Source organism: Legionella jamestowniensis, assembly GCF_001467745.1.
In the GTDB taxonomy this organism is placed as follows: domain Bacteria; phylum Pseudomonadota; class Gammaproteobacteria; order Legionellales; family Legionellaceae; genus Tatlockia; species Tatlockia jamestowniensis.
The window spans coordinates 1,894,203-1,916,363 of sequence record NZ_LNYG01000013.1; the positions used below are offsets into that span (position 1 = coordinate 1,894,203).

Genomic DNA, 22,161 nt, shown 5'->3' on the forward strand with positions numbered 1-22,161 from the left:
TGATTGTTGTTTGGAGAATATTGTATGTCACAAAATCATGTTATTGAATTAGCAAATACACTAAAGCAGCGCCCCAATTGTATGTGACTATGCTGGTGGTCGCTTCCGGTTAACTAATGAAGGGCTAACTTTTATCGGTATTGATAAGGATGGAACTCCTTTACCATCTCGATGGATATGTGCACCATTGCATGTCGTTGCCAAAACCCAAGATGCTCAGAGCGGTGAATGGGGTCGCTTGCTGGAATGGCAGGATGATGATGGGGTAACTCATCAGTGGGCGATGCCATTGGCTTTATTGCAAGGTGATGCCTCCGATGTAAGGCGAGCTGGCAAGATTGGGATTGAGTATTTCTCCCAATAGGACTACACGCGATTTGTTGGCCTCCTATTTACAAGTTTTTCCAGTAGACGCACGTGCCCGATGTGTTGATAAGCTTGGTTGGCATGGGGATATCTTTGTAACAGCTTCTCAATGCATCGGGAATTCAACAGAAAAAATTGTGTTCCAAAATACAAATGCCATTGAGCCAGCTGTATCCGCGAAGGGCAGTGTTGAAGAATGGCGCGACTCAATAGGTCGTCTGGCTTCCGGCAACTCAAGACTGGTATTTGCCATTTCTGTAGCACTTGCTCCAGTTTTGGCAAAGATTGCTGGTGAAGATTCAGGAGGTTTTCATTTCAGAGGCGCATCTTCATCAGGCAAAAGCACTGCATTGAGTCTGGCTGCTTCGGTGTGGGGAAACCCGCAATCCTATTGCCGTTTATGGCGCAGTACTACCAATGGGCTTGAAGGCTTAGCCGCATTGCATAATGACGGCTTGCTGATTCTTGATGAACTCAGTCAAATGGATCCCAGGGAAGCAGGGGAGGCCGCTTATTTGCTGGCTAATGGTCAGGGAAAAACACGTGCTTCTCGTACGGGTACAGTAAGGCAATCCTCCCGATGGTCTTTATTTTTCTTATCTGCTGGTGAAGAGTCATTGACGGCACTCATGGCAAAATCAGGGCAACGCATCAACGCAGGTCAGGAAATCAGGCTTGCTGATATCGAGGTGGATGCGGGCTGTCAGATGGGGATATTTGAAACGATTCATGATCAACTAAGCCCAGCCAGCATGGCTTTATCGCTAAAGAAATACAGCAGTCGATTCATGGCGCAATCGGCATGGCGTGGCTGAATCAAGTCGTTGCCAATCGACAAACAATCAGCCGATTTATCACCGACACCATTCAAACCTTTGTTGATGCAGTCATTCAACCTGACGCAACAGGACAGATAATCCGTGTTGCCAGACGCTTTGCATTAGTTGCTGCTGCCGGAGAACTGGCCAGTCAATATGGTCTGACAGGATGGCAAAAAGGTGAATCGTTCCATGCTGCAAAGGCCTGCTTTATTGCATGGCAAGATGCTTTTGGGATTGATGGCCATCGCGAAGATCGCGCCATTATGGCGCAAGTACGTGCTTTCTTTGAATCTCATGGTGCCAGTCGATTTGATAATGCCAATTCACCCAACAATGACAAGATTCTCAACCGAGCAGGATTTTATCATACAGATGGCGAAGGCTTTCGAATCTATATGGTATTAACCGAGACGTACAAAAATGAACTGTGCAAAGGTTTTGATCAACGGACTGTGACAAGGGTTTTATTACAAGCCGGCTGGTTGAAACCTGCCTCTGATGGCAAAGCCTCACACAAACCGAGAATCAAAGGAGTTGGCACCCCAAGACTGTATGTTTTTACCGGTAAAATTTGGGGCGGTGAATAAGAATTGCCTATAAAATTGGTTTTTACGTTGAGCACCGAAGGTGCGAATAAGACTCGTGAAGTTTGGCAACCAGCTCGCTGGTTAGCTAACTTCACCTATCTTGCCCTGTATTTTGAAATTTATTTTAGAACCATCTTCTGGTAATTATTCGTAATTGTTCGTTATATAACGATTAATTACGAAAATAATCATGAATAAACGGAAATAAATAATAAATTACTGAAAATTACCAAAAAGGGCTTTGCCAGTTACCGAAAAAGTCGAAAATAAATAGAAATAAACGATAAAACTCAAAGGATTGAATAACCAGTAATATGGAGAGTAAACCATGAAAAAATCTTTAACAGAAAACATAACGACTTGTAAGCAGGGTCAAAAAAGAACGAATGCCAGAATAAATAAGGTGGAATTTCTAGCTATGCACAAAGACATTTCCGAAGCCTTGGAAAAGGGGTGGTTGATTACAATCATTTGGGAAACGCTCAGAGATGAGGGAAGTTTCACTGCAACGTATAACACGTTCCGGTTATACGTATTGAAATACCTGAAAGTTCAGAAGTCTGGATATTCGCCAAAGGAAGACATCGAGCAACGAACTAAGAGACTAGTCGAAAATCTCGCCAAAATGAAAAAGCCAACAGCTATGCCTTCGTTTACTTTTAATCCAATACCAAATCCAGAGGAATTGTTATGATGTGCTGGATTTTTATTGGTGGATATATGATATTTTAATGAACTGAGTCCCATATGCCCCACCTTCATGACACAAGGTGGGGACGGCTAAAACCTAGTAGTGACGTGCTTGCCCCAAATGTCCCATTTGTCCCTGAGATATTGGATAACATGTTTATGTGAATTTACTTTCATGATGATAAAAATGTTAATCAATCGAGTCTGATCCCTAATGATTATGACCCCATTGATTCCTACTGGTATATTAGCAATTAAGTTATTATATCTTATTTACACGAATTGGTAGAAAAATGTCTCGTTATAATAGGGTTGACAAAGCATATAACTTTCTTATTAATAAGGAAAAATCTGGTCTATCTTTTTCTATTGAAGAGTTGGCAGATTATGTAGGTTGGAAACCTCAATCATGCAAAACTTATCTTTCAAAACGCTGGTTCCAATACATCCAAAAGAAAGAGCACAGGTATGAGGTAATAGGTATTTCCTTCCTTAGTCAAGAGGACTTTCGTAAATTAAACTGTCAAAATTTGGAGAGAGTGAGCGATTCTTCAGAAAGAGGGATGTTAATTAAGAAAGCTAAGGAGTTTACTCTTATTGCTGTTGCAACCTATAACAATCCTTTTATTGAACTGAAGACCCATGGTTTCATTGTCAATATAGTTATTGCCTTTACTGCCCTATTTCACGCCATTTTTGACAAAAACTCAATTGATTTTCTTTATAAAGATAAGCACGGAAATCAAATGTTCAAAGATGGTGAAGCTAAGGCTTGGGAACTGAGTAAATGTTGCGAACACTATTGGAGTGGGCAATCGCCAGAAAAGTCTAATTTAAAATTCTTAATTGGCTTGCGTAACAAAATTGAGCATAGAAGTTTACCTTACTTGGATCTTATAGTCGCTGGATATTGTCAAGCTGCACTGTTAAATTTTGAAGAAATATTAGTTAATGAATTTGGTAATAAACATGCACTAATGGCTAATTTAGCTATGGCAATGCAAATGACTCGAGTCGCTAATGAACAACAAACTGAAGCAATGAAATGCTTCCAAAGAGAAAATTATAAAGTCATAAGAGAGTATATGCAGACTTTTAGTGATGACTTGAGTAATGAAATTATCGAAAGTCAAAAATATCGTCTAAATGTATTTCTTGTGCCAAAGATAGGTTCCCGAGCTAGTACGACAGATTTAGCTATAGAGTTTGTAAATGCAACTAATCTAGATGAAGAAGAGCTAAAAGCTTACAATCACGCCATCGCTTTGATCAAAGGTGTGGAATCACAATATAAGTTGAGGCCAAGAAAAGTTGTTGAGCAAGTTAAAATAAAAATCCCAGAATTTAATATGGCTCATCATACTAAACTTTGGAAGAAGTATAAGGCAAGACCTTCCAAAAAAATGCCTAAATATAAAGGCAAATATTCTGGATATGTTGAGGGATTTGATGGTTATTTATATTCGCAAGATTGGGTAAACTTCATAATTGAAGAATTAAGCCAATAAAAAATAGAGAAAAGCTGTTATACATATTAATTTGTATTCTCGGTACTCCACGCATTATCAATTAATCCATTTTTAATGTATCGATGAATACTCGTAGGGGGCACCCATTAATTCGTGTAATGAAATTGAGTTGGACTATCCATGGAGATGAATAATAAGGCTACATAGGCTATATGTAAAAGTTATTTGAAGGTGTGATAAAAACCTTGATTACTCTGTCGCTGCATCAAGGCTACGCTGGCTAATTTTTTGTTCTTCAATTTTTGACTTATCCATAATAATCCTGCGGACATTCATTTATTTTGTTTACTTGAATAATGATTATAGACGTATTTATTGGATTTATGAGCAAATTGAAGAGGGATACCTTCTTCAAATATTGAGGTTTTTAATACTAAATTTTCAGATGATTTGATTTTGAAAGAATTAAGTTTGAAGAGTAACAATTAAGGCCAAGGATCGCTAAGAAAAATTTGTAAGGATTTAAATATTCTAATTTAAACCCTCACGGACGCAAATATCCTGCAAGATTACGATTTATTCTTTTTTTTATTTGAAGCGATATTTAATGAGTTTTTTGGTTTAGAAGGATAAATAATAGGGCCGTTATCCAGATGGCCGCTCACAGCTCTACCTTGACTGTCAGCGCCAGTAACTTCCGTTTTATGTTCGAGAATGACCGCTTTATTTGAACTCATAGAGAAAACAGATGATGTTAAAATTAAGGATATAGAGATTAAAACTAATTTATTCATAATGGTTCCTTATTATAATAATTCTATATTAGCGCATTATTTACTTACAGAAATAGATGCTCGACCGCTTGCATTTGAGGACGTGTCTCCTGAAATCGTTGTTGTTGCCTCCAGTGTATAATTTCCGGCATAAGAAAACGAACAGGTTAGATAACTATTTGAGCTGTTTGAGTAAGAGCCTCCCTTGTAAACACCCACGGTCGTTTGATCATGAAAACAATAGGTAGAATTAGCACATAATTTAATATTTACAGTATAGGTTTGATAGCTTCCTGAGGTGTTATTTATAGAGAAGCCATGTGAGCCATTCGTATAAATATTGCTGTTCACTGTTCCTCTAGCATTATCTGCGCGTGCGCTAGTTGAAGCGGACGAAAAATAAGTATTGGGGTTATTTTCTATATGGCCTGCAATTATAGTGATTTTATTATCAGGGCCACTGAACCAAGAATGATGCTCTAATATTTCAGCATTCTTAAGTTCCAATGCATAACTAGATGACGTAGCAACAAGTGCTCCGATTAAGACTAATTTTTTCATTATTTTTCCTTTTATTGGACGTCGCTGTATAATCTTTTGTTACTTAAAATTTGGCTGGATTTTTAACGCCATCAATTCGCACTATTTTAACTAAATATTAACTGGGTGTTTATCCAAGTATAACTGTCATCCTTTTCTACACTGAAAGGCTTTATAGAAACCCACCATAAGCTATTTTTATTTTTTATGCACGAATATTTTCCTATTTTCCCCTCACGTATAGCTTTTCTGTAATCTTGGGCTTCAAATGAGTTATTGGTGACATTGGCATTATGTTTCAGTCTTAAATATTCGTTTTGTGCTGCACTTAAGGCATAATCCTGTTTATTAACATTATAAGTCTCAGATCCAATCATATTATTAATAGTAATTTGAGACGGCGCAGATGCCTTGGCATTTTTATAGGTGTAAAACACGGCTTGTTTTATATCGTCTTCAGAAATATATAAACCCGGAGGTGGATTATAATAAGCCTGTTTAATTACTAAATTTCCTCCAAGAGCCTGGCAGAAATTGTTTATATCATCATATGGTCTTTCTATTCTACTGGCGAGCAATCGAATATTGATAGAATTTTTGGATGTTTCTTTATTATAAAAGCCTGTAGCGCGACCAAGCTGATCAGTAAAGCGCTCTTTCATAAAGTCGGCTAATGAAGTGTTTTTATATTTTAGAGCAGCTTCTTTCGATAAAGGCCTTTGGCAACCGGCACATATTTGGTTATCTATCATTGTGCATGAAGATATAACAGAGCTTATGAAAGGGCAAGAAACAATTTTTGAAGTTTACTATTTACAGAATACATATTTAACAATCCAAGCTGTCTAAAATTAAATTTACTTCCTTAAAGTGTCTACATTGCGTCTACATGGTTTTTTTGAATTTCCTAAAACTACACGTAACTACTTGATTTTATTGGTGGGCCCACTAGGACTTGAACCTAGGACCAACGGATTATGAGCCCCTCAATCTAAAAATAAGTTATTGATTTTATTACAATATTTATCGCGGGAATCCACTACAAATGTCCTACGATGTATAACAGTGTCGTACTCAAATACGCAAATTCCCCACAGTCAAATTATGAGGTCTGTTTATCAATCATGGTATAATTTCCCTCAATGAATCAGTCGATGATGTAAAATCCCCCTGCTTTCGTTAAAAGCTCAGTCTATTTCGCGTTAGATTAGTGATTAATTCGCATACTCAAATTACGAAATGTCCATTTAGAGACTCCCTTTTAGAAAATCATTTGTGTTTGTCAAACCCAAAACAATTTTAATGTTTATATATGGGGCACTAGGTTTAAATTGATAATATATTTCAATGTGTTGTAATATACTTCGGGTAGGTATAGCAATGGTTATAACTACAAAACTTAAGACTTGATTAGGATATCCCTCGGTTATACTAAGCAAACAAATTAGAAAATAGGATAATTTAAATTATTCTTACTAAGTTAATCATTACTATGTATTCAACAAAATGGAGTTATTTATGAAAACATCTACAAAAACCAAAACATTGACCATCTCTAAAGTTTCAAACGCGACTAAAATTGCTACGAAAGCATCTTTAATCACCGCTGTACCTTAGTCTTTATAATCTTAGCTGTAATTTCGCGTTAATTTTAAAATATTATTGTTAATGATTCGGTTGCAGCTAAGACTAGCAGAACGCATGGATTTATATGAAACAGATTAAGTTAAATGATAATCTTTATTTACAACCATATGAAAGTCAAATAATCATCCACCTACCTGATGATCAATCACTTAAAATAGAAGAAAGAGAGCTTTTCATCGATTTACTCTACGAAATTAAAAGATCAGGATTAAATGGCTTGGAGGAGGTCTATAAACAAATCACACTCAACCATGATTTATCTAGAGAAGAGTTTAATGATCTTATCGAAACTCTAAGTGATAATAATATTATAAAATTTAAAACCGATTATACTCATTCATTATCTGACAAAGAATTAATAAAATATGATCGTCAGATTAAGAGCTTTGCTACACTGCAAAGCAATAATATTGACGATGCGATTCATTTTCAGGAGAAAATAAAAAGTTCCAGTGTAGGAATTCTGGGTGTTGGTGGTGTTGGCTCTTATGTATCTTATGGCTTAGCTTCAATGGGTATTGGCAAATTAACGCTTATTGATCATGATCATATAGAACTTAGTAATACTGCTAGACAAATGCTTTATAATGAAAATGATATAGGTAAGCAGAAACTTGAAGTAGCTCAACAAAAATTAAACCTAGTTAATCCCTCCATGGACATTGTTACAATAAATAAAAGAATTACAAGTTCATTGGATTTAGAACCTCACCTAGATAATCTCGATATTTTAATACTGTGTGCTGATACTCCCCGGGGAAAAATCGTATATATGGTTGACGATGCCTGCCAAAATAAGGGATGTCCCTTTATTTTTGGTTTGCCATCTTTCAACCAGATTACATGCGGTCCTTTAATTATACCGAATAAAACAAGAAGCTATTCAGAAATTTTTCCAGTGCCAATAGAAATTGATATAGCAGATATTTCTGTTTCAGAAAAAGAAAAAACTAACTTAATTAATTCTGGACTCATAGCAACCATTATTGATCCCTACAATGCTATAGCAGGAAAATTAGTTGCTCTTGAAGTGATTAAATTTTTAACAGGGTTTCTCCCTTGTCAATTAATCGATCGTGTATTTAATTTTGATACTAATACGCTAAGTTCAAGCATTACTGAGGTGTAATTTGTTTTTATCATCTGTCAACTTAAACGAGCTAATCCAACAACTAAACTCGAATAATCGACCAATTAATTTATTTGAAATATTATCATTGCTTGAAGCTCAAACTAATATTGTGCTTGATGGCGAGTGGTGCCTTTTCAAAGAAAATAATGATAAAGCAATTTTCAATCAAATTATTCAAGATCATGGTCCCAATATTAATTTGCAAAATGCTTTGAACTATTTGTTAGAGTCGGAATCAGTCTATTCTAACCTTATATCTGACTACTTGGTAAAATATCGAGGTTCTTCTAATAGGGGAAATAATATTCTAGGCCAGTATGGTTATAATCTACTAAGTCTGAAAGAAGAAACCTGCCTTCATAGAGAGCAAGAGCAAGAGCTCATAAAAATTTGCCTTACTCGAAATTATAAGAATAATGTCATGTTAATTGGCAGTTCAGGCGTCGGGAAAACATTCTTAATATCCTCCATAGCTCGTCTTATGAATCTAGATATTTACTACGTAGATATTAGTAGTATATTGTCAGGATCCAAATATCGTGGCGAATTTGAAAAAAAATTTCATACCCTTCTGAATGAAGCATTAAAAAGCAAAACAACCTTGTTCTTCGATGAAGCACATACAATATTAAACACTGGTAATTCTGATGGTGGAATATCTGGCGCAGACATACTAAAACCTTATTTGATGAATAGTGATTTTCGCATGATTGGAGCCACAACTATTGATGAGGCAGAAGCCTTTACTAAGGACAAAGCATTTTCAAGACGATTCAATTTTCTAAAACTCGAAGAGTTACCAATAGAAAAAACTAAAGATATTATTAAACGAAAATACACTCAAACATTGAATTGGGATCAGAAAACATTTAATAAAATATTTACCTATCTTGATAGTGTCTTTCTAAATAGAAATTATCCTGATAAGGCGCTGGACTTTTTTGATTTTTATTTTTCTGGTGAAAGGCTTTCTTTTTTTAATATTAACAATGATATAGAAAAGGTCCTTAATTTATTTACAAAAATGAATACGATAATCGCTTAAAACTCACTCATTAATCATTAAGGTAGAAAATGCCCTTATTCTATAGATTATTAACTTATACCATTTTATTTTCTTGTATAAGAATGCTTATAGGTGGATATGCCTCCTTGTATTTAATGCAACATGGGTTTTCTATAGCTGATATATCTTTTTTAAAAGCATTTCAGAGTCTAGTGATTGTTCTGATTCAAATACCGATAGGATATCTAATTGATAATCGTAGTAATAGATATCCATTTATTCTAATTTCTATTTTTTTTGCTGCAATTTGGATGTTTCTAACTGCTGTGGGTAATAATTCCATTTATTTTTTCATAGCAGAATTATTTAATGCACTATCTTTGGCAATTTTTAATGCTGTTATGCTTCCTATTTTGGTTGAAACTTATACTTATGAAACAGGTAAAAATGATTACAACTATACGTTGGGAAAGTTTTTTAAGTATCAGAACTTATTGATGGCGATATCTGTAATACTTGGAAGTGGTTTTGTAAGGATTGATTCAAGATATGTCTGGTTAGTTTCAGCATTTTTACTGTTTAGCACAGCTATCTTTTCAATTTTGTCAAAAGATATAAAGAAATTTAATTTCTTGCCCCCATCAAATTCAGAAAGAAAAGTGAAAAAACATTTTAGACAAATAATTGAGTTAATAAAAACTGAAAATCTCATGATTTTACTTCTCGTTAATATTGCTCTTACTACAGTTTTTCAAATATTAGCTCAGTTTTGGCAGGTAATTATTTATTCTTACTTAGATGAAAATACATCATATGCTTTAACTTATGGACTTATATTCTCTGCAATTTTATTGCTACAAGCTGTGGGTTCCCATCTAGCTGAGAAGAGGAGCTCGTTGAAATTAAGTCTGCTGAGTATGTTGCTTTTTGTTGGAAATACCGCTTATCTAATCTTTTTTAACAACTATTTTATATTTAAAGTTATTCCTGTTATTTTATTTATAATGTCGTTTATTTTATTTAAATATCCATCGATAATCATTAGCGCGATACTTCATAAAAATATAAATAATAAAGTAAGGGCAACATTCGATTCAATTATAAGCATGTTAACCATGGTGATTTCCACCATCGTATTTTATTTGATAGGAGTTTTGCTTAATAAATATGGTAATAATGTAATTATGCTATCATTAGGTTCTTTATCTTTATTAAGTCTCTTACTTACTTCTGTATATTTATTAAAAAATAAATATACATTAAAAAATAGCTTAGCAGCAGCTTAGTAAGTATTATAGAACAGCTGTCTCTAATAAGCTTACTGTTTCTTCAAATGGATTTATCTCAGCGAGACACCCATATGGCATTATCCACATGGGATCGGAGTGGCCAAAATCCATGTTTATTACTATTGAGGCTCTAGGAATTTCAAACTCATCAAAAACTTCTAAAATTGCTTTGCCATACTCTTTAAACTGAGGAAAAAAAACATGAGATCCACCTGGTTTACTGAACAAAACTCCTGCTATTTTTGATAATATCCCTTGAGCAGCTAAATTCCTCAAAATTCTCTTTAAAGCCAACGGTGTTATTCCCTCCTCAGAGGTTTCAAGGAATAGTATACATCCACTCCAGATATCTAAGGTTGGCCAGATTTCGGTGCCATTAATAAACTGAAGAACTTCAATACATCCTCCTAGCAAACGTCCTTGAACAATTTTCTGGGTATTACCAATAAATTCCCATTTTTCCGTTTTCTGTAATTTCCTTTTTATGTTTTGATTTGATGGATCCTTCCAATCTAAATACTCCTTAGTCCAACCCTCAATTGGAGTAGGTATGTTCCCAATAATATTGTCTGTAAATAAAGTTTGCTTAATACCTTGAACTGTATAGTCATGCATTTCAACATTTTCGGCAAAGCCTGTCATCACTGACGTCCCATAAAAAGTAGCTAGTCCAGCTTTCAGACAAATAAAATGTATCACGGTGCTATCAGAGTACCCTAAAACAACTTTTGGATTCTTTCGAATAATCTCAAAATTGATATAAGGTAATAATCTTATAGCATCGTCACCACCGATAGTTGAGAAAATTCCTTTAATCGTAGGATCTAAAAATGCCTGCATGAGATCATCAGCACGAGCTTTAGGATTTTGATAAACCCATTCAGAATCAGATAAGGCGTGAGGCATTTCAACTACTTCTAAACCAAATACATTTTGAAGACGCTTCTTACCTATTTCATAACGGTATGGAAAAGTACCGGGCCCACCCCAGGAAGCGCTTATCACAGCAATTTTATCACCAGCACTCAATTTTTTTGGTAAGATTAACTTTTGCATTTCCACGCCCCTGTAACTTGTAAGTATTTTAATACAGTGTCGCTAATTTATAGCTTATACAGCAATAATCTATAAATTAACTAATATTAAATACTGATCTTGCCTCGGAAAAACGGACACCCCACTAAGCAACTTTTTTAACTTCAAACTCATCTGGCGATCGATAGTCTAATCTCGCGTGAAGTCGTTTTCGATTATAGTAAATTTCTATATATTCGAATATATGATTTTTAGCGACTGACCGAGACACAAATTTTGCTGCAACAGATTCGGTGCTACTGGAAGTTGATGATTGCTATTGGTGGTCGCCTTAAATTTTTTCGACGCTTTGGCACGCCATCCTTGTTGGCGCATAACCCTCGCAACGCGCTGCTTGCCAACATGCACGCCTTGTTGATGTAAGCGTTTAGTTATTCGGGGTGCTCCTGCACGAGATTTTTCCTCATCAAATAGGGCTTTTATCTTTTTAGTAAGCTCTAAATTTTTCTCTGCCTGCCTTGATGGCTTACGGTTAAGCCATGCATAGTATCCGCTAGCTGAGACGCTCAGCAAGCTACACATTAACTGAACTTTGAATTGATTCGATGCTTCCTTGATCATGGCGTACCTCACTTGGATTCCTTGGCGAAGTACGCTGACACTTTTTTTAGGAATGCATTTTCTTCGGCAAGCCGTGAGCACTCACGTCGCAAACGTGCCATATCAGCCTGTTGGAGTTTTTGATTTTCAAGTGTGTCACCACCTTGGCGTTTCTTCGTCCGCCAACCATATAAAATGGCTTCCGGTATTCCAAGATCTATAGCAACCTGCCTGACACCATCTTTTTCTGCTCGCTCAACTGCTTGATCTTTAAACTGAGGACTATATTTTTTCTTTCTCTTTGTATTTCTGGTTTAGTATTGTTCATTATTCACCTCTGGTTAAGATTTTACTCTCTTAACAAGGTGTCCATCAATTCAAGGCAAGATCAATGTATAACTGTGTCGTACTCAAATACGCAAATTCCCCACAATGGATTTTACGGGGTTATTTTTAATATTAAAACCCATTTAGTGTTTCTGGGTTTTAATATTAAAATTATAAGTACGAAACTAAATAGATATTATCTGCTAGCAAATATTTGTATTGCTTTTTCGCCAAGCAAATATTTAGCCATAGTTTCACTTCTTGTGTCCATAGTAAACCAATAGTGAGATTGTCATCTTCCTGTTAATGAGCGATAGTGGAGCCAATTTAGATTAAAGCTTAATGATAATTCATTTAAGATTTACCACGCACTGCGTGGTGAATTTCAGAGTTAAAATAAACAAGATATCCTGCTCTAGTTTTTTTTCTTGTTCTGATAAAATGAAACGTAATTTTGATACAAATATTCGTTATTTATTTGTAAGTAACGAAATTATGTATCATAATTTAAATATGAAGACAAAGGATAGCTATAAACAAATAGTACTCCAAATGGCTAGAAAAACGGGTGTAATCAAAATGTCCGATCTAACCAAACAGGGGATAACTAGAGCGACCGTTTCAAGACTTGTTAACGAAAACAAACTTGAAAAACTTGCTCCCGGACTATATTGCCTACCCGAGACTAAGTTTTCTGAAAAGGAAAGCCTGATTATTATAGCAAGCCGAGTACCTCAAGCCGTGTTTTGTCTGCTAACTGCTTTGCAGATCCATGATCTAACAACACAACTACCTCGAAAAGTATGGATCGCTATGCCAAAGGGAAGTCATGTGCCAAAAATGGATTATCCGCCGCTAAAAATGGTGCAATATTCAGATGAAGCCTTTAGTGAAGGAATTGAAATTATAGAATCAGATAATATTAAACTAAGGGTGTATAAATGTGCCAAGACAATTGCAGATTGTTTCAAACATCGCAATAAAATTGGACTTGATGTGGCCATTGAAGCGCTCAAAGAGGCTTATACAAAAAATAAAGTAACAGTTGATGAACTATGGCATTATGCGAAAATTTGTCGCGTTGCAAACGTAATGCGTCCTTATATTGAGGCAATTCAATGACAAAAAATATTGGTGAGTCTGTGCGCTCACGTTTGAAGAATATAGCTATAAAAGAAGGGTCTGATTTTAACGCGATATTGACTCGTTACGGACTAGAACGTTTGTTATATCGGATTGGAGAATCAGAATATTCTAATCAGTTCTTGTTGAAGGGTGCTTTACTTTTTAACCTATGGTATGACATGCCACATCGACCCACTAAAGATATTGATTTATTGGGGTTTGGTGATAATGATCTAGCGTATATTAAACAAACGTTTAGTAAAATCTGCAGCATCTCCGCAGATGATGGAATAAACTTTTTATCTGAATCAGTGACGGTAGACACTATAAAAAAAGATGGTGGGTATACTGGAGCAAGAGTTGAATTATTTGGGGAATTAGCTAAAGCAAAGATTAAAATACAAATTGATATTGGTTATGGTGATGCAGTTACACCTGGTCCAATAGATGCCCATTATCCCGTTCTCCTTAATGATCTTCCTGCTCCTAAGATCCGTACTTATCCAATTTATACGGTAATCGCAGAAAAATTGCATGCTATTGCATTATTGGGCATGGCTAATAGTCGGTTAAAAGACTACTTGGATCTTTATGTGTTATTAAGTAATGAGCAGTTAGATAATCAAGTCTTGGCTAAAGCTATACAGGCTACATTTACTCGTCGAGGTATGGCTATTCCTGAAGAGCTGCCTATTGGTCTGACTGATGAGTTTGCTAATGATCCAAGCAGAGAGTCGATGTGGAAAGCCTTTTTGAGAAAAAATGAACTAGAGCAGAAACCATTAACTGAAGTTATTGCTGTGATCAGAAATTTGATTCAAGTGCCATATTCTTTGGCAAAGTAAAATATTATTTTGCTAATGAAAGTCAGATAGCTGCAGCGATAATTGTGCAGATTAATTGACGCAACAAATAGATGAATATTTAAGCTTGCAGTATGTCCTGCCATGCCTCAACGATCATTACCATGGCTAATGTATCTAATTCACAGTATCTCAATAAAGCATTTCTAAGTTCCTCTCGCTCAGAATCACTCATATTTGTAAACTGTAGCTTTGCATAAGCTATTGTTGCGGCACCACCTTCTTTTAAGTCTTCACTATCAAATAAAAGTTGCGCGTCTTCATCAGAGATATCTTTATTAATTGGTGGTAACAAATGATAAGGGTCTTTTATTCGATTATTTTCTTTAACTATCCAGCATTGATTTATAAAGTTATGGCTTTGAATTCCTTTTACGGCTCCATAGATTGGTTGGCTATATTTTTCTTGTAGGAAATCTGATCGATTTAAAATAGCAGGAAATACTTGTTTAATTGAATTAGAACCATTAGTTAGAGGATCATAATAAAAACGCTTAACTAATTCCAAAATATCAACCATACAACGGGGTCCTTCCCATTTTACCTTGCGATCAGATAGTGATTTTGTGATGGAGCGTATAAAAGAACATAAATCTTCTTTATCATTAGGAGGTTCAATCATTTGTTCTAGTCGTTCAAGAATAGAGTTGAGATAGGTATTTTCATGATTACTATATCGAAATATTGTCCCATCATCATTTTCTAATTCCTTTTTTAGATGGCGAACAAATTCGATGCTTGGATCAACTCCAGGCTCAGAATTCAGATACTGACCAACATGAGAAACTTGACAGTTTTCATTAAGTGTATGATGTGAGAATTGAAAGGCGATACCTTGATAAGGGTGCGAACCCTTATTAAAAGGAATTGGCAGCATAGCTGTTTCAAAGTCTATAAAGTGGAAGGGATATCGCCATGAGTCCATCTCCGCTTTTAGGTTTTCTTTATCAATCCAGACACTATTATCTTGAGTTTTAACTTTTTCTATCTGAAGCCATTGCCTTTCTGTCCTGGAAATACCAGGTTTATCTGATTCGGTAATTTTGAATTCTGTTTCGTCAATGTCTTTTAGCTTGATCAGCCCTTGCTGAATGTATTTCGGTTTGTCTCGGAAATCCCATAAAGTGAGAATGGTCGGCTCATTAAAATCCGCTTCTTTATATCCTAATGATTCACGCCAACATTCTTTAAAACCAGATAGGAATTTATCTGATTCATTTGTCTTAAACTGGCAATCACCACATTCGCTTTTTGCTTTAGGGGGAAATTTCTGCCCACTAAAATATATTTTGCTGAAATTGTGAAACTGGTCTTTTACCGTTTGTTCTTCGTCATTTTTTTCTTGCCAAAATAATTCGATATGATGGTCAACATTTACCTCTCTTAGGATTTTTATCGATAAATCTCCTTCAGTTATTGGTGATGTTAATGTGACAATAGCCTTACCGTTTCTATCTTTTTGAACCAGAAACTTTTGATTTAAGCCATCAGTTGGACAGATAGCATCTTTATCGACAAGCATTAAATAACTACTTATGTTGAAGGATGGGTAGAGTTGCTGCAGAACCCATTTTTGAAAAGCGATATCAGCAATATATGGCTGCCATTTTTTAGTTGCCATCTTAGATTCATCTTTTTTACTAATTGATTTTGCTTTAACTTCAATTATTTTGATATGCCCTGGTCTTTTTTGCAGGATATCAGCACGTAGAAAATAGTTTTGATATTGAAAGGAGGCCTCAAATACAGTTATTGAATCCCGTTGAATTAACTCTTGAGTTTTGTTCAGTGCCTCCGTTGTACTTGAGCTCTCAATTGATATGCCATCTGGAAAATAACATCTTGCCAATGCTTCTACTTGAGCGCCACCTTCAGCTAATGCTTTTAGAAAAGAGTCATCATCCAATATATTTGTATATTCATCAGGTCGATCATAATACCAGAGCTTAGTTGGGCATTCTAAGGCCATCTTGAACTTTGATTTAGTTAGGAGCTTTGTCATCCCTGTCTCTATCAATATTGGGTTTAAATATGTATATTATTAAGTTTAGTTGATAAAATAAGAAGCCCTAATGTGGGCAATAGATAGATTTATAATTCTTTTGAAATGGACCTTATAAAAAAATTCTAAAAAAGCATTATCAAAATATGTTGGAAACAACGTGGCTGATGAAACAATTAATTAATCATTCATAGTATTCCCAATCTTTTGGTCAAACAATAATTTCTTAACTTGGAGTTCTCATGAAATCATTTCTAATCGGTTGCATCCCTGGGATAATCATAATTTTAATCTTGACATTGTTAAACTTGACTCCCAAACCATCACTTTCAGATCCTGCTTGGGAAATTGTTCCAACCCCAAATTCAACTTCAGATATTATTAGAACGCGAGTCCCGCATGGATGGTTAGTTGCGTATAGAGCTTATTTCGCAAGAGGATTGGTATATATTCCTGATGATAAACATGAGTGGAAAGTTAAATGAACTCTTAAACCCAAGACTGCATGACTATATAATTTTACGATTCGTGCTTTTTATTCCTATTTTTGCAACTTTATCACTAGTTCATACTTTAATAATATGAACTAGTGATGAAACCAAATTTTTAGTATCCATTAACTCTTTTTGCAGTCTAAATACAGTACTTATTTACAAAACAATAAGAGAATTATACAAGAGGCAGCAAATAATGAGGCTGATGAAACCAATGCAAATCGACTAAATTTTTGCGTTTTTTGTGTTAAGGAGTGAGCCTCAATTAATGAGTCTGAGATTAATTTCTTCATAACTTGTACTGATTCTCTAGTAGATTCTTGCAGTAATCTGGCTATAACCTCTTTACTACTAGCTAATGCAGCATTGAGAACCTTTTCAGCTTTTTCTTTGGCATCTTCTTCCCATTGAGAGGAAATTCCCTCCATCTCCTCTCGGAACTGTACCAGCAAATCCTGTTGGGCTTTTCGATTTTCCTCAATCAGTTGTTCATTCATAGTCTGAAGCATGAGGATTGGATCGTCTTTACCCAAAAGTACACCATGTTTGACGGTGATGTCTTGAACGATTTTATCGAGTTTATCCGACATTAGATCACCCTGGCGCTATCCAGCTGTCCGAACAGTTGATCGCGAACGATTTTTAAGCGTTGGCGGGTCATAATGCTTTTTTCTGGCGTACCCAAAACTTCATCGAAGGTCAATTTCTGTTGAAGCATCTCGGTTAGATCCCGGCCATAGGTTTCTTTTTTCAGATCGGGGATTTGAATTAAGGCTGATATTCTGTCTTTATTATCTCGGTAGGCTTTCAGTTGTTCAAATGCTTTTCCTTCATGTTCGATGGCTCCCCAATAGGGATTAAGCCAGACAACAAACTGGGCTTCATTTGCAAACTGGTCAATTAGCTGTGCAAAACCATTAATGGTATCGAATAAGGCTTGGCCACCGGTGATGACCGTATGAATCACCATTTCATGACCTAATTCCTTTAACAATGCGGGAACTTGGTTGCTGATGAGGTAATGAGATAGTGGTACAAAAGAACTGGCACCGTTATCAATGACTACATCATTAGTTGTGGAGGCAATTTTTTCGATGAGGGTATCAAAGAGACGGGGGTTAATTTCATCACCGCTCATGACTTGAATATGATCGACGTTGAGGGCTTTAAAGCCATGAAAGGTTGAGTTGATGGGGTCGGTGTCAATACACAGCGGAGTATGCCCTTTGTGTTGTTTGTATTGAGCAGTTGTTGCTGAAATAAATGATTTGCCAACACCACCTTTTCCCTGCAGTGTGATATGTATTTTTGCCATTACAAGAGTTCCTCCAAGTTGGGTTTTGGATTAAAAGTAAAGCCGCGAATTTCGGTTTTTGCTTTACTTTTAGCCTTTTCATCATCCTTGGTGTTTTCCTGCATAGATGGCTTTTTTTCTGCAGCAATCAAGCGTGCTACATAGCCACAAAAAGTTTTATATGAAAATGAGATTTTGCCTTCCTCGACTAAGGTTTCCCAGACAATCTTTATAGACCAGCCGTCAGCTAGCGCTGAAGCGATGTCATTTTTTAAAGCAAGAAATGCGGCTTTATTTACAGATTTAGCAGAGGCTTTTCTTACCATTTGCTTTGCTGCGATTCGTTCGCTGAGGGAGTTTCCCATGTCATACCGTCAACATATTATTGTTCTCTTTCTGATGGTACAAACTATTTTATAGTTATGCAATTGGTTAAGTTATTTTATTGCCTTTTGGCGTAATTAAGAATCATAATAAACGTATAAATATGTAATTTATCGTAATAATTGGTAATTATTAGAAATTAATTTGGTTTTAAAGCAAATAGCCTTGAAATTACATAAAATTACCTGATAGTATGCTATTAGATGAACTTAAAACGCAGGGCAAGATAGGTGAAGTTAGCTAACCAGCAAGCTGGCTACCAAACCTCACAAGTCTTATTCGCACCTTCGGTGCTCAACGAAAAACCGGTGTTTTGAGATCAAATTAATACCCAAAGGATTGCATAACCACTTTATTAAGAGGTCGGCATCCTTATGGACGATAAGCTTAAAACACCCACCAGAAAAAATGGTCGCCATCTTCGTGTACCTGTCTTGCCTTCTGAAGAGATTCAAATTAAATCGAATGCAGCCACTGCCGGCCTTTCAATTGCTGAATACTTAAGACGGATAAGTCTTGGTTATCAAATTCAAAGTAGTGTTGATAAAGATCATATACTGCAGCTAGCCAAAATTAATGGGGACTTAGGACGGCTTGGTGGACTGTTAAAACTATGGTTGACTCAGGATAAACGCGTTGCGCATTTTGACCTCCAAACAGTAAAAACATTATTAAATCGTATTCAAACCATCCAGGATGCAATGTTGGAAGTGGTGAAAAAACTATGATTATTCGCCATATCCCTATGAAGAAAACTAGACTTAGTAGTTTTTCGGGTCTTGTTCAATACCTGTGTAATCAACAAAACAAACAGGAGAGAGTGGGAAAAGTCAGATTATCAAACTGTAATAGCCTGGATCCCATTTGGGCTGTTCAGGAGGTATTAGCAACACAAGCTAAAAACCAAAGAGCCACTGGAGATAAAACCTACCATATGCTTATTTCTTTTGCTCCAGGAGAAAACCTTTCCGCTCAAGTTTTACGTGAAATTGAAGATAGAGTGGCATTGTCGATTGGATTTAAAGAACACCAAAGAATCTCAGTCGTTCATCATGACACAGACAATCTTCATATTCATGTTGCGATTAATAAAATTCACCCTCAAACCTTTAATATGATTGAACCTTACAGGGCATATAAGACCTTTGCTGAGGTTGCATCCCAGCTTGAAATTGAATTAGGTCTTCAAATAACTAATCATCGAACTCGAAAAAACCATTCGGAAAATCTTGCAGACGATATGGAGCGCCATTCAGGAGTTGAAAGCTTGATTAATTGGATGAAGCGTCACTGTAAAGAAAAAATTGAGGCAGCTAGAAACTGGAAGGAGATTCATAGTATTTTGGCAGAACATGGGTTGATTATACGTTCTAAAGCCAATGGTTTTGTTTTCTGCAATGCGCAAGGGATGACTGTTAAAGCTAGTTCTATTTCCAGAAGCTTTTCTAAAAAAAATCTCGAATCCAAGCTAGGTGACTTCGTACCATCCTACTCAGAGGACGGTGCACCTGCTTCTAATGTTTACCGTTATGAACCACTAAATAAAAAAGTACTTGGTACGGCCCTTTATGCCAAATATCTGCATGAAAAGTCACACAATAAACACTTCATTTCAGACAAACTTAAAAACTTGCGAGAGGCCAGAGCCAAACTTATTGAAAAGGCTAAAAAGCGAGGTCGAATTAAAAGAGCGGCTTTGAAATTAATGAACCTTCCTAAAGTACAGAAAAAGCTCCTATATAGTCACATAAACAAAACGCTGCTTAATGAAATTGATAACATAAGGAAAAATTACACCAAAGAACGTAGCCGGTTATTAGATTCCTACCAAAATAAAACCTGGGCTGATTGGCTGAAACAAAAAGCACAAAGTGGTGACCAGGATGCCTTAGTGGCAATGCGTTATAGTAATCGTAAAAATAAGCATGATTACACCATTTCAGGTGCAGACTCATTTTTTACACCTTTAAATTTTGGACAAATCGATTCGATTACTAAAGAAGGCACTGAGATTTATAAAAAAGATAACAGTGTTATTAGAGACAATGGAAAGGAAATTATCATTTCTAAAGGCGGGTCTATTCCTACGCTTAAAAGAGCCTTGGAAATGGCAAGGCAGCGCTATGGTGACTGTATTTGTGTGAATGGGTCTCCATTATTTAAAAAGATCATCTTGCAAATTGTTATTCAATATCAAATGCCAATCACTTTTGCTGATTTGGATTTCGAACATCAACGTCAAAAACTAATTTTGGAACAGGAGAAATTTCATGATCAATCAAGATCAAACCGACAAAGCCATCGAGGAAGAACTTCAGGAGGCCATGAGGCTGCTGGAACAGCCACTGGAAATAGAAGGGGCAGTACAAAGCCCCACTCTTTCAGCATTAGACAAGGCTCGCCAGCCAAAGATCACCACAGCTTGCGAAACTTGTCCAAATGCGATCTGGTTCAGCTCATCGGAGGAGGTCAAGTGCTATTGCCGGATAATGCACATGATCACCTGGAGCGGAAAGGATTCAAATTTGATAACCATGTGCGATGGAATGTTTTTGGATTAAAGCAGAAAGGGAAAAATCGAAAACCATAATATTTGAATATTATTTGTTCATTTTGTATACTTAAACTATCGCCCATATGGAAAAGGGTCAGATTATGATAAAGCAATGGAATGATATAAGTCACAAATATGAAGGAGCCTCTCTTATTTTAGGCAATGGCGCGAGCATAGCTTTTAGTAATGTGTTCGACTACACCAGGCTATATGAAGTGGCGAATGATAACAATTATATCAATCCAAAACTACGTAGTTTATTCAGGAAGTTTGGCACGACAAATTTTGAGCTTGTGTTATACAGACTGTGGCAAGCAAAAGAAGTATTAAATTTACTTCAAGGAAATACGAATATAGTTGATGAAAATTATTCGCTGTGTAGAAACGCCTTAATCAAAACCGTCAAAGATGCTCATATTCAATATGATAAAGACGATGAGGTATTTGTAGACAAATTACAAAATGCATCAAACTTCTTAAAGAATTTTAATATTGTATATTCGCTAAATTATGACCTTATTCTTTATTGGGTCATTGCAATGGGTAATCGGGAAGGAACTATCTTTAAAGATTGTTTCTGGGAAAAGTTTCCTGATACAAATTTTAACCTATTTAATTCCAATTGGAGTTTTTTAAAAAAACCTGTCTGTGGCCAAAAGAAGGCTATTTTAATATTTTATCCTCATGGGAATTTAACTTTAGCAAGGGTAAAGCAAAAGCACTTAAATGAGATTGATTTAAAAATAGTATCGGCTGCTGAAATGCATTTGGATGCAATAATTGAAACATGGAAAAATGATAATCTTGAACCAGTATTTATATCAGAGGGTGATTGTACAGAAAAAAGGAACCGAATTTATGAAAGCCATTATTTGAATAGCGTATATGAGAAGGGATTTGAAGAAATTGGACAAAAGTTGGTTTTATATGGGTGGAGTATATCTAAAGAGGATAACCATATATTAGAAAGGATTCAAAATATCCAAAAAGAAAGAAAAAAATTAGAAAATAACGTCACAAAAAAGCCTATTGAAAGTATAGCTGTGTCTGTTTACCAAAATGGTGATGAACAAAAATTCAAAAATCATGTGAAGGATAAGCTTAAGTATATAGCAACTGATATAGATTTTTTTAATTCAAGCCAAGGTTGTTGGTGTTTTTAG

At 35.7% G+C, this 22,161-nt stretch carries 20 protein-coding genes and 2 pseudogenes; 11 read left to right on the forward strand and 11 right to left on the reverse strand.

The genetic code is table 11. The features are described 5' to 3' along the window. Window positions 1–24 precede the first annotated feature (24 nt). From Ljam_RS12745 to Ljam_RS12755, 3 genes and pseudogenes are all read left to right on the forward strand, one after another. Window positions 25–1,774: pseudogene (locus Ljam_RS12745) on the forward strand (DUF927 domain-containing protein). A 328-nt stretch (window positions 1,775–2,102) separates the two neighbouring features. Further along, window positions 2,103–2,468 (forward strand): TraK family protein, encoded by a 366-nt coding sequence (locus Ljam_RS12750; RefSeq protein ID WP_058450382.1) that lies wholly within the window; start codon window positions 2,103–2,105, stop codon window positions 2,466–2,468. A 289-nt stretch (window positions 2,469–2,757) separates the two neighbouring features. Next, window positions 2,758–3,972 (forward strand): DUF3644 domain-containing protein, encoded by a 1,215-nt coding sequence (locus Ljam_RS12755; RefSeq protein ID WP_058450383.1) that lies wholly within the window; start codon window positions 2,758–2,760, stop codon window positions 3,970–3,972. Window positions 3,973–4,502: 530 nt separating this feature from the next. Here the strand turns inward: Ljam_RS12755 and Ljam_RS12760 are convergent. The 3 genes from Ljam_RS12760 to Ljam_RS12770 all read right to left on the reverse strand — a co-directional run bounded on the left by Ljam_RS12760 (window position 4,503) and on the right by Ljam_RS12770 (window position 5,998). After that, window positions 4,503–4,727, reverse strand: a complete 225-nt coding sequence (locus Ljam_RS12760; RefSeq protein WP_058450384.1) for a hypothetical protein — start codon at window positions 4,725–4,727, stop codon at window positions 4,503–4,505. Window positions 4,728–4,763: 36 nt separating this feature from the next. Continuing rightward, window positions 4,764–5,267 (reverse strand): hypothetical protein, encoded by a 504-nt coding sequence (locus tag Ljam_RS12765; protein WP_058450385.1) that lies wholly within the window; start codon window positions 5,265–5,267, stop codon window positions 4,764–4,766. Between the two features lie 86 nt (window positions 5,268–5,353). After that, window positions 5,354–5,998, reverse strand: a complete 645-nt coding sequence (locus tag Ljam_RS12770; RefSeq protein WP_131762208.1) for a hypothetical protein — start codon at window positions 5,996–5,998, stop codon at window positions 5,354–5,356. A 959-nt stretch (window positions 5,999–6,957) separates the two neighbouring features. Between Ljam_RS12770 and Ljam_RS12775 the strand changes: the two genes are divergently transcribed. From Ljam_RS12775 to Ljam_RS12785, 3 genes are read left to right on the forward strand one after another with little or no spacing between them, the layout of a single operon-like run. Further along, window positions 6,958–8,022, forward strand: coding sequence for a HesA/MoeB/ThiF family protein (locus Ljam_RS12775; RefSeq protein ID WP_058450387.1), 1,065 nt, complete (start codon window positions 6,958–6,960; stop codon window positions 8,020–8,022). A 1-nt stretch (window position 8,023) separates the two neighbouring features. After that, a complete protein-coding gene (locus Ljam_RS12780; RefSeq protein WP_052585449.1) occupies window positions 8,024–9,070 on the forward strand; it encodes an AAA family ATPase in 1,047 nt (348 codons plus the stop codon). Window positions 9,071–9,099: 29 nt separating this feature from the next. After that, a complete protein-coding gene (locus tag Ljam_RS12785) occupies window positions 9,100–10,317 on the forward strand; it encodes an MFS transporter (RefSeq protein ID WP_044496811.1) in 1,218 nt (405 codons plus the stop codon). Window positions 10,318–10,323: 6 nt separating this feature from the next. Here the strand turns inward: Ljam_RS12785 and Ljam_RS12790 are convergent, their stop codons facing one another. From Ljam_RS12790 to Ljam_RS15670, 4 genes and pseudogenes are all read right to left on the reverse strand, one after another. Continuing rightward, complete coding sequence (locus tag Ljam_RS12790) at window positions 10,324–11,376, reverse strand: S66 family peptidase (RefSeq protein WP_044496812.1); 1,053 nt, start codon at window positions 11,374–11,376, stop codon at window positions 10,324–10,326. Between the two features lie 124 nt (window positions 11,377–11,500). Beyond that, complete coding sequence (locus Ljam_RS15665) at window positions 11,501–11,626, reverse strand: IS3 family transposase (RefSeq protein ID WP_080313219.1); 126 nt, start codon at window positions 11,624–11,626, stop codon at window positions 11,501–11,503. Then, on the reverse strand, window positions 11,584–11,976 hold the full coding sequence (locus Ljam_RS12795) for an IS3 family transposase (protein WP_052585451.1): 393 nt from the start codon (window positions 11,974–11,976) through the stop codon (window positions 11,584–11,586). Before Ljam_RS12795 ends, Ljam_RS15665 begins: the two co-directional genes overlap by 43 nt. Window positions 11,977–11,984: 8 nt before the next feature. Beyond that, window positions 11,985–12,245 (reverse strand): annotated as a pseudogene (locus Ljam_RS15670) (transposase); the annotation flags it as partial. Between the two features lie 478 nt (window positions 12,246–12,723). Between Ljam_RS15670 and Ljam_RS12800 the strand changes: the two are divergent. After that, window positions 12,724–13,404 carry a type IV toxin-antitoxin system AbiEi family antitoxin domain-containing protein gene (locus tag Ljam_RS12800; RefSeq protein ID WP_223918926.1) on the forward strand — a complete coding sequence of 227 codons (681 nt, stop codon included), beginning with the start codon at window positions 12,724–12,726 and terminating at the stop codon, window positions 13,402–13,404. Beyond that, window positions 13,401–14,252, forward strand: coding sequence for a nucleotidyl transferase AbiEii/AbiGii toxin family protein (locus Ljam_RS12805; RefSeq protein WP_044496813.1), 852 nt, complete (start codon window positions 13,401–13,403; stop codon window positions 14,250–14,252). Before Ljam_RS12800 ends, Ljam_RS12805 begins: the two co-directional genes overlap by 4 nt. 79 nt (window positions 14,253–14,331) lie before the next feature. On the opposite strand, the gene Ljam_RS12810 is transcribed toward Ljam_RS12805, so the two are convergent. The 4 genes from Ljam_RS12810 to Ljam_RS12830 all read right to left on the reverse strand — a co-directional run bounded on the left by Ljam_RS12810 (window position 14,332) and on the right by Ljam_RS12830 (window position 18,425). Next, window positions 14,332–16,272, reverse strand: coding sequence for a DUF2779 domain-containing protein (locus Ljam_RS12810; protein WP_058450389.1), 1,941 nt, complete (start codon window positions 16,270–16,272; stop codon window positions 14,332–14,334). Window positions 16,273–16,918: 646 nt separating this feature from the next. Then, window positions 16,919–17,356: a conjugal transfer protein TraM gene (locus tag Ljam_RS12820; protein WP_058450391.1), complete on the reverse strand. Its 438-nt coding sequence runs from the start codon at window positions 17,354–17,356 to the stop codon at window positions 16,919–16,921. Beyond that, window positions 17,356–18,081, reverse strand: a complete 726-nt coding sequence (locus tag Ljam_RS12825; RefSeq protein ID WP_058450392.1) for an ArsA-related P-loop ATPase — start codon at window positions 18,079–18,081, stop codon at window positions 17,356–17,358. The genes Ljam_RS12820 and Ljam_RS12825 overlap by 1 nt, the downstream gene beginning before the upstream one ends. Further along, entirely contained in the window at window positions 18,081–18,425 is a 345-nt protein-coding gene (locus tag Ljam_RS12830; protein ID WP_058450393.1) for a TraK family protein, read from the reverse strand. Before Ljam_RS12830 ends, Ljam_RS12825 begins: the two co-directional genes overlap by 1 nt. Before the next feature lie 393 nt (window positions 18,426–18,818). Here Ljam_RS12830 and traJ point away from each other — a divergent pair, with 393 nt between their 5' ends. From traJ to Ljam_RS12845, 3 genes are all read left to right on the forward strand, one after another. Next, window positions 18,819–19,172, forward strand: a complete 354-nt coding sequence (gene traJ, locus Ljam_RS12835; protein ID WP_058450394.1) for a conjugal transfer transcriptional regulator TraJ — start codon at window positions 18,819–18,821, stop codon at window positions 19,170–19,172. Next, window positions 19,169–21,034, forward strand: a complete 1,866-nt coding sequence (gene traI, locus Ljam_RS12840) for a TraI/MobA(P) family conjugative relaxase (RefSeq protein ID WP_058450395.1) — start codon at window positions 19,169–19,171, stop codon at window positions 21,032–21,034. Before traJ ends, traI begins: the two co-directional genes overlap by 4 nt. A 65-nt stretch (window positions 21,035–21,099) precedes the next feature. Next, entirely contained in the window at window positions 21,100–22,161 is a 1,062-nt protein-coding gene (locus Ljam_RS12845; RefSeq protein WP_058450396.1) for a DUF4917 family protein, read from the forward strand.